The following is a 7768-nucleotide window of genomic DNA, read 5'->3' on the forward strand; positions in this document are numbered from 1 at the left end:
CCCCATCGCTACCCGCTGCCTGAGAGGTGGTGCCGGAGATCGACCACACGGTGAACGCTGCGCACCCAGACATGTCGCCGTCGAGTGTGGGATCCAACAGCGCCTTGATCTTGCGGTTGTTGGACAACTCGTCGACCAGCTGGAAGAACGGCAACGGACATCCTTTGTCGGAGAACGGAAACAACGGTGGCGGGACGATTAATGGTTAAGGGGCGGTGCCCTGGCGAATACACGCATTGGCTTCTCCTTCGGTCAGGACGGGTGGTCGGGGCAGAGATCGCGGCTTCTGCTCTTGATCCACGAGTGCCGGCGGGCAAGGTCGAACGCCTCGCGCGCGGTGTCGACGTAGAAGTTGGCGACCTTCCCGCACGAATCGCAGGTGATCTTCCAGCCCTTCATCCCGCGTTCGAGGAACGGCCGGATCACGTTCGGCCCCGACGCTCGAGATACACCTCGCCGAACGCCACAGCCGCCGACGTCACACGGAACGCGACGAAAAACACCGCCGACGTCGCCAGACCCAACGCCACCGCGACCGAACCGATCTCGGCGCGGCTCACTGCGGTTGCTCCGATTCGGGCGCGTCGGCATCCTCGAACGGATTGCTCAGCCGGTCGTACCACCGCTGCACCCACCGGGCGTCACCGATCGCCGTATGCCGCTCGTCCCCCTCGGGTGGTGTGACGCCACAGAGCTTCGAGAGTTTGTCCGACTTCAACGGCGGCGTCAGATCCTCGGCGAGCTCGGGCGCGAGCAAGTCCCCTAACACCTTCAGGTTGAGGACACTCAGGAATCCGAGGGCCTGCGACACGACATCGATCGGGTGGTAATGCCATGCCGGACACAGTTTGTGGCGACGCAGCATCGCGGCCAGCACCTCGACATCGAACGTCGGGTTGTTGCCAACGATCGTCGCGCCGCGAGTGATCCGCTCGACCAGCACCGCAGCCTTCGCTTCTGTCGCCAACCACGCGACCGGTCCTATCTGGAGCTGCTCATCTCCCGTGGGGAGTTGCCGCGGGGCGTCGGTGCGGAACGACGGATGGTTGTCGTAGAAATGCCCGACGTTCAACCCCATCAGCTCGGCCGATGACAGATCCACGTCGGACACGAACACGTGCAGCGCAGTCGTGTCGTCGTTCGGTTCGCGACGGATCAACGCGATCTCCCACGGCCGCCGGTCATGATGCAGGCCAGTCGTTTCCGTGTCCAAGAACACCAGTGCGTTTGTCACAGGTCACCTCTCAAGATTCGAGCTTCGGGAGAATTCCAGGGATAGCCACGGGCGCGAGCCGAATCTGGTTCACGGAGAATGGCCCACCCGATCCCGTACACCGCAAGCGCCGCGGCGGCGACAAAAATCAGCCACATGTCGGGGTCCCGTCGTTGGAAGAGTCTGCGTGCAGTTGAGACCCGACGTAACGAAAACCGGCGGCCGCACTCTGGCTGCTCGCCGCGAGCCGTCGCAGCGCTTGCAGTACTTCACTCCGGAGCGGGGGGTCTGGGAGGACGCTCGACGTCAAGTACCGACGGGGGGAGTGTCGATACTTGAACTCGGCTGCGCGGGCTCGCCTGCGGTACCCGCGGACCTTCATGCTCGGGAAGTGAACCGGTGTGCGCGGCCGCTGCCCCGCGCTCACAGCAGCGCCCCCTGCGCGAGCCGACCGGCGAGGAGCTCGCAGTACCGTTCTTCGATCTCGATACCAATCGCTCGGCGGCCAAGGTTGGCGGCAGCGACGAGTGTCGTCCCGGACCCTGCGAACGGGTCGGCGATGACGCCCTCGGGTGCGCACCCAACGAGTGAGGTCATCAGCGTGAGCGGCTTCGCGTGAATATGGTCCTTCTGGTCGGGCCACGCCGTAAGAATTGACATGGACTCATTGGAGGTGCGCACGAATCCGGCAGTTACGTAGATAGATTCGTGCCTGTACCGCCATGGCCCGCCATTCATGCCCGGGCGTTTTTTGTCCCAGACAAGCCGGTCGGACCATTCTCCCGGAGGCTCCGGCAGCCGAGGACTAGCGAACACGAGGGCTGGTCGGGCACCCCAGCGCGCGAGAACGGAGTCGCGGGCGTCAGTCGACCAATCGTTCGCGATCTGTTTTCCCTCGCGTTGTGTACCGTCGCCGTTGTTCTGCCGTCTGCCGTATCCGTAGGTCGTCGAGTCGGACCCATATGGAGGGTCGGTGACGAGGACGTCGGCGATGAGCCATTCCTCAAGCTGCAGGCAGTCGCCGTGGTACAGGGTGACCAGGTCGTCCTGGTAGTAGGGATTCATCCGAGGCCTGCGCTTTCAGCGACGAGGTGGTCGACGATGTCCTGCGGCGGCGTCCACAAGCCGAGCGCCCCACTGCACGGGTACGGCGCAGGCAGCGGACGCGGGTTCTCCAGGACCAGGTGCACGATGCGTCGGCGCTCACGGCCCCCGTGCTCGACGTACGCGGACTCGCCCCACGGCGTGCAGCATCCGGACTCGGGGTGGACGTCGACAAGATCGACGACGCCGACGATCGCGCCCATGGGGAATCCCAAGCGGTCCCAGCGAACGCGGCCGCCGCCGTGCTTAGCCCAAGCGTCGTCGACAACTTCACTGACTGCGCCCCGGTCGGACCACCTCGCGCCCGCGTGGATAGCGAGGGGGCCGCGGTACTTCCAGTTCTGTGTGCGGTTCTCGATGGTTTTGCCGCCGTGCATGATTGCCCATGCCCACGGCTGCTGAACAGTGAGTGCCTTCATCACAGCCCCTGTTCGACGTAGTAATCGGACAGCTTCATTGGTGTCCAGTAGCCGGTGAACTTGTCACTCGGCACACCATTTCGACTGAACGGATCACCCGGGCAAGCGGCTGTGACAACGCCATCGGCTACAGTGATGTCTGCTGACGTGCAACGGAATTCACCGCGCTCGGTGGTACCAACGACGATCATCGTGGACAGTCCCGTCATGCGCTCCGTGATCGAAGCGGGACCTCTCACGTACGGCATCGACCGGCCGAGTGCCTTACCTGCTTCGGTTCGGGTATCTGCTACCCAACATCCGATGCGGCGGTTGAACTTCCAACCCGGGTGCGGTGCCTCGGCGGCCTTACGCCGGTACTTGGTGTCGTCACCCTCGACATACTCGAATCCCGCGAACCATCGGTCCAGGGTGACGCCGTCGTAGCGGACCTGGTAGTCGCGGTCGGCGGAGTCCATCGGATAGGTGTCTGCCCAGTCGTCGCACTCGGCTTTGAAGTTCGCGCGGCGCGTCTCTGCCAGAGTCAGTGCCTCGACCAGATCAGTTGCGGTGCTGCGGTAGACGTGTGTTACGGGCCAGGTCATGCTTCCCACCTCGTTACGGGGGTAGCGATGTCGAAGCGGTAGGGGTCGCCGGGGTTCGGGGCCGGGGCGGGCCACGCCATCCACTCGAACTCGAAGTCCCCACCGTCGGCGTGAGGATTTCTGGTGAACTGAACCCACCGATGTTTGACCTGAGTCGACCCGACAGTGTCCTCGAACGCCCACTTGATGTCCGCGTAGTCCAGTCCGCAGAACTTGCGCCAGTACTTGTTGAGAGCGGCCAACATTCGGCGTGGCTCGACGTGGCCGAGTGCGATCATGCTGTCGCTGTCTTCGCCGAGTTCGGAGAGGCTGACTCCGTACGCAGTGAATGCGAAGTCGGCGGGTGTCGGCGTGAATCGTTGTGGCGTCGAGATCGAGCAGCCATTGCTGCGCAGCTCCATCAGGACTTCGTCGGCGACCTGCTCGCCCGTCAACTTGTTGGCGATGCCGTTGTCGAATATCCGCTGGCGATCGATGAGGGCGTTGACCGCCTTGGCGATCAACTCTTCTGGGTCAAGGTCTGGTGCGCCTGCGGGGGTCTTATGGTCTTGGGTCATGACGACTGCTCCTGTGCGGTGCGGAATCCTGTTTCGGCCCTGCGCTGGTACACCCATCCGGTGATCGCCGCCTTGGCGTCAACCTGCCAGTCCTTCTTGCGGGGCATCTTGAACGGGAGGCTGAATCCATGGACTCGGTCGCCTTTGAATCCGCCCGAAGAGTCGTACCGATACGGAACGCCGTGACGGGAGTGGACGTCAAGGATCAGCTTCTGCTCGATGATGCGGCGAGACCTGGTGCGGCTGTACGTTTGGCGCTGCACGGTAGCGACGACGGGGTAGGAGCCTTCCGGCATATCGATTACGAAGGCAGCCGTTTCGAGGTTGGCGTAGTCGTATCGCTTCGGTCCCCAGATCCGGTCGAGCAGGTTGATGTTGATGTACTGGTCGCGCCATGCAGCGAATTCGTCGCGTTCGGTGCGGTCACGGTGAACCCACAGGTCCCACGAGAGGGCACCACCATCGGTGATCGTCAAGGCGATGTCGCGGCCGTCGTACTCGTGCTTGTCGCCGGTGACGTGGGTCAGCCACTGGGCGAGTTTGCGGCCGTTGCCAATGCCCCAGTAGACAGCTGCGCCACCTATCTGCAGGTCGCCGTCGAAGGGGGTCTCGGAGCCGAGGGTCCCGACGTGGAGGCGGGCGCTGAAGAGGTTGAATCCTTTGCGTGCGAGCACGATCTGAATCTGACCGGATGCCAGCGAACGGGCTTTGTCGCTCTCGCTGCTTCGTACGTCGATCCATCCGCGCCAGTTCACCAATTCGCCGGCCTTCGGATTCTGGGTGCGTTCGTTGTTGCCGTGCCGCCAGACGGTGAGTGTGCTGAACCTCTTCATCGGACACCCGCGATCATGGTGGCGGCGCGCTCGGCGTAGGTGACGGACTCGCCCTGCATCTTCTCGTGGAGGTAGCAGGTGTGGCGGCCGTGTGCGGTGTAGCCGAGGGACCACTTGTAGGCGTTCCACCAGTCGACGCCAGACCGTTGCCAGAACTTCAGCGCACCGGCGAGTGCCTTACGGCGGAGGTCCTCCATCCAGGCCGGGACGTCGACGAGCGACAGACTGGTGATCAGCTGCGCGAGGTCGGCGAGGGCATTGCCTTCCGGGAGTTCGGAGATCGGGTCGCCGGGTGCCGAGAACTGCAGCACCTGGAACCGGTCGGACTTGATGTAGCGGCCCCCGAGGATGCCTTGCCCGCCGCGGTTGACGCCGATGATCTGACTCGTGTGGCGGGAGGGATCGGAGATCAGAACGACCGCGCGAATCGTCAACGCCGGGTGCCAACCTTCGCCGATCTGGGCCGCGACATTCCCGGCAACCTGCGCGCCGCCGGAGTACCCGAGGAGGATCGCGCCCGGGTACTTCGCGATCAGCCCCAGCAGCGCGTGTTCGGCGTGAAGGACGTTGACAGTGAAACTGTCTCCGTCCCAGCGCGGTACCGGCCCGAACGCGGCCGACCACACCAGTTCGATGATCAGGTACTTCTTCGGGTCCAAGTTCTTCGTGACACCGGACAGGCTGTTGGTGCCGTACGGTTCGCCGATTCCTCGGCAGGTGATGATCACTCTCATGTCGCTGGCGGCCTCCGGGGTGTCCGTGGCGACGAAGGTGCTGATGAATTCCGGCGGCGTTGCCGGAGACTGTGGGTTGTTCATCGGATTGCCATCCCGTCTGTCGAGGTCTCGAAGCGGTAGAAGACGTGCCACACCAGACCGACAGCGGTGACGACCGTGCCGAGGAATTCGGGTGCATCCTCGGCTTCCACGTCATGGCCGGTGCCCCTGATGCAGAGCACCGCGTACCGTCCCGTCTCGGTGGCGTAGCGATCGGACTTCGGCACCCGCACCCACACGTCGACTTTCCGACCAGGGTCGGTGCGCGAGTCCGCGACCGACAGCAGCACGGAGTTCGGTGAGACCGGGACGAAGAATTCAGGCCCAACGACGGGAATCGAGTATCGGAATACGTTGAAGGTGTTGGACATCAGCTCGCCGCCTCGTCGTGGTTGTTGATGTGGTCGGGGTTCGGTAGCCGTGACGACCACGCGACGGCCCATTCCTTGTTCCTGGCCTCGGTGTCCTCGCTGATGTTCAGCGGCAACAGCATTCCGAGGAACGACTCCCCTGCCCGGATCAACAGGGCGCGGGATCCGGTGTGCGACTCGATCAGCAGCGGCTTGACGTACGCGTTGGCTGCGACGGCGAAGCGGGCGAGGTCGGTGCCGTTGACGGCCATGTTCTCGAGCAACACCGGCGGCGCGTGGTGGGATCGTGAGATCAGCTTCGGGATGTCGAGGAACTGCTCATCGTGCGGAAGCCGTGGGATTTTGTAGGAGCGACCGTCGACGAACCCGGCGCAGTCGATCAGGGTGACGAACTCGTCGTCGGCCTCGATCCGGACCTGGAATTCGGGGGCGTCCGAGTCGGCCTTCTCCTTGCCTGCCTTGAAGATCGAGAGGATCTTCTTCACGTCCTCCGGCAGCACGTCGATGGTGGCGAGGCCTGGTTCGACCTGCTCCCAGATCGAGACGATGGCCTGGCCCATCGAGAACCGGTCGGTGGCCGTGACCCACAGGTTGACGGGGTCTACGAGCAACCGCACACGGGTGTAGGTGGGGAGGTGCTCGTCGTTGCCGGCGTGCACGACAACCGATGAGAGCGCCGCACGGAGGTCGGCAGTGCCGACGGTGATGACGACTTCGGTCATGGTCTACGTCCTTCCTGCTCGGTGGTGTCGTTGTCCGGGGATGGGGATGGCGAGCTGGCCTTCGACTTCGGTGTGCGGGGCCGCTTCCTTGCCCGCGATGTAGCGGTGGATACCGACCTGCCGCTCCGGTGGGAGGGACAGGAACCACTGCTGTGCGGCAGCGAGAGCGGCGGAGTCCACCGGTTACTCCTGCGCATTGGCCGTGGCCGCATCGAGTGCGTCGAGCAGGCCCTGCTCGACGTCGGAGTATTCGTAGCCGAACACTTCGGTGAGGTCGTGGTGCCAAGCGTCGAGCGCCGGGTACGGTTCGCGCTGCCACTGAAATGCGTTGGCCAGGTGCTCTTCCTGCAGAACCTTGTCCAGTAGGTACGCAGACACCGCCAGTTGCGGCAGGGTCATCTTGTTGACGTGGCGCTCGATCTCGGCGTGGTCGTTCTCGTCGTCGTCCTTCGTCATCGGTGGCACGCCGAGCAGTTCCATCGATGCGGATTTGGTCAGTCCAGATCGGGTCGATCGGTCCATGACGTACAGGCGTAGGCACCGGACAGCGAAGTCGGAGTTGCTTTCGGCGGCAGCCTTGGCGAGGAAACGGCGGTGCACGGTCGCCGCGGTCCGCAGGTCCTCTTCGAGCTTGGCCTTGCGCTCTCGCTCCTCCCGCGCCTGTGCCTGCGCCCCCGTCTCGACGGCGGGTTTGATCGGCTTGCCCGATGAGTCGGTGTCGTCACCGCCGGAGCCGGGGAAGAACTGCTTGTACTTCCACACGTACCCGGATTCGACGTTCCGGTCGGTCAGAGCGACGCGCTCTGCACCGTCTGGAATCTCATCCTCGTTCTGGGCTTCGATCCAATCGAAGGTGACGACGGCGGGGTCGGTTTCCGCCGCATCGGTAGCGGCGTCGGCCTCCTCGTCGAGTGCGTCGTCGGTGGCCACACGAATCCCTTTGTCAGTCAGCTCCTTCACGATCTTCGCTTCGCGCTTGAGCCAGTCCCTGTCCTTGCGTGCCTGCTCGACGTTGAACGCGAAGTTCGGGGTACCGAGAAAGAGAGCGAGGCGGTCGTACACCGGCTGGTCGTCTGCGAACTCGGTCAGCGCGAGCGCATCCTCGATCGTCACCTGACGGGCAACCAGGCGATCGCGCACCAACTGCGGCGCATTCGCCAACTTGATCCGATCCTTGATGGTCTTCTGC

At 63.8% G+C, this 7768-nt stretch carries 13 protein-coding genes; all 13 read right to left on the reverse strand.

Annotation, left to right across the window (positions count from 1 at the left end):
- Positions 1 to 252: 252 nt before the first annotated feature.
- The gene (locus CH296_RS29230) at positions 253 to 426 is read right to left on the reverse strand and encodes a hypothetical protein (RefSeq protein WP_179277863.1); all 174 of its coding nucleotides are present in this window, start codon (positions 424 to 426) and stop codon (positions 253 to 255) included.
- Positions 423 to 560, reverse strand: coding sequence for a hypothetical protein (locus CH296_RS29235; RefSeq protein WP_179277864.1), 138 nt, complete (start codon positions 558 to 560; stop codon positions 423 to 425). The genes CH296_RS29230 and CH296_RS29235 overlap by 4 nt, the downstream gene beginning before the upstream one ends.
- Positions 557 to 1234 carry a hypothetical protein gene (locus CH296_RS28220; protein ID WP_094686270.1) on the reverse strand — a complete coding sequence of 226 codons (678 nt, stop codon included), beginning with the start codon at positions 1232 to 1234 and terminating at the stop codon, positions 557 to 559. The genes CH296_RS29235 and CH296_RS28220 overlap by 4 nt, the downstream gene beginning before the upstream one ends.
- 402 nt (positions 1235 to 1636) lie before the next feature.
- Complete coding sequence (locus tag CH296_RS28225) at positions 1637 to 2278, reverse strand: site-specific DNA-methyltransferase (RefSeq protein WP_094650243.1); 642 nt, start codon at positions 2276 to 2278, stop codon at positions 1637 to 1639.
- Complete coding sequence (locus CH296_RS28230) at positions 2275 to 2736, reverse strand: ASCH domain-containing protein (RefSeq protein ID WP_094686271.1); 462 nt, start codon at positions 2734 to 2736, stop codon at positions 2275 to 2277. The genes CH296_RS28225 and CH296_RS28230 overlap by 4 nt, the downstream gene beginning before the upstream one ends.
- Positions 2736 to 3320, reverse strand: a complete 585-nt coding sequence (locus CH296_RS28235) for a hypothetical protein (RefSeq protein ID WP_094686272.1) — start codon at positions 3318 to 3320, stop codon at positions 2736 to 2738. Before CH296_RS28235 ends, CH296_RS28230 begins: the two co-directional genes overlap by 1 nt.
- Entirely contained in the window at positions 3317 to 3877 is a 561-nt protein-coding gene (locus CH296_RS28240; protein ID WP_143546466.1) for a hypothetical protein, read from the reverse strand. The genes CH296_RS28235 and CH296_RS28240 overlap by 4 nt, the downstream gene beginning before the upstream one ends.
- Positions 3874 to 4710: a hypothetical protein gene (locus CH296_RS28245; protein WP_094686274.1), complete on the reverse strand. Its 837-nt coding sequence runs from the start codon at positions 4708 to 4710 to the stop codon at positions 3874 to 3876. The genes CH296_RS28240 and CH296_RS28245 overlap by 4 nt, the downstream gene beginning before the upstream one ends.
- On the reverse strand, positions 4707 to 5528 hold the full coding sequence (locus CH296_RS28250) for a hypothetical protein (RefSeq protein WP_094686275.1): 822 nt from the start codon (positions 5526 to 5528) through the stop codon (positions 4707 to 4709). The genes CH296_RS28245 and CH296_RS28250 overlap by 4 nt, the downstream gene beginning before the upstream one ends.
- The gene (locus tag CH296_RS28255; protein WP_094650253.1) at positions 5525 to 5857 is read right to left on the reverse strand and encodes a hypothetical protein; all 333 of its coding nucleotides are present in this window, start codon (positions 5855 to 5857) and stop codon (positions 5525 to 5527) included. Before CH296_RS28255 ends, CH296_RS28250 begins: the two co-directional genes overlap by 4 nt.
- Positions 5857 to 6579, reverse strand: coding sequence for a hypothetical protein (locus tag CH296_RS28260; RefSeq protein WP_094650255.1), 723 nt, complete (start codon positions 6577 to 6579; stop codon positions 5857 to 5859). Before CH296_RS28260 ends, CH296_RS28255 begins: the two co-directional genes overlap by 1 nt.
- 3 nt (positions 6580 to 6582) lie before the next feature.
- Positions 6583 to 6759, reverse strand: coding sequence for a hypothetical protein (locus tag CH296_RS29240; protein WP_176460800.1), 177 nt, complete (start codon positions 6757 to 6759; stop codon positions 6583 to 6585).
- Positions 6760 to 6762: 3 nt separating this feature from the next.
- Positions 6763 to 7768, reverse strand: a 1006-nt coding sequence (locus CH296_RS29245; protein ID WP_179277865.1) for a hypothetical protein, incomplete at its 5' end; no start/stop codon positions are given.

Origin of the sequence: Rhodococcus sp. 14-2496-1d (genome assembly GCF_002259365.1) — a bacterium.
Lineage (GTDB): Bacteria > Actinomycetota > Actinomycetes > Mycobacteriales > Mycobacteriaceae > Rhodococcoides.